The sequence below is a fragment of the Klebsiella sp. K47 genome (assembly GCF_051858335.1).
Classification (GTDB): Bacteria; Pseudomonadota; Gammaproteobacteria; order Enterobacterales; family Enterobacteriaceae; genus Klebsiella; species Klebsiella pneumoniae.
On the sequence record NZ_JBPYUI010000315.1, the window covers coordinates 1 to 231 of the forward strand.

Here is a 231-nt window from a genome sequence, read left to right on the forward strand (position 1 = left end):
GTCCAGTCCGCCGGGCCGCTGGCGCGGTTCGACCCTGGCGTGGCGCTGGTGTGGCCGGTGATGGAGATGCGGTTGGGCAGCTGGTTGATCACCTTGGCGACGGCGCGCAGCAGGATCTGGGCCCGCGCATTGGGTCGGGCCGAGTTGTTGTCGAACATGGACCGGCCTTCCTGGTCCACCAACTGGATGCGCAGGCCCTCGGGCGTCTGATCCACGATCAGCTGTTTGGAC

General features: G+C 67.5%; 1 pseudogene. It reads right to left on the reverse strand.

Annotation, left to right across the window (positions count from 1 at the left end):
- A pseudogene (gene motB, locus RRF55_RS28190) lies at positions 1 to 231 on the reverse strand (flagellar motor protein MotB); the annotation flags it as partial.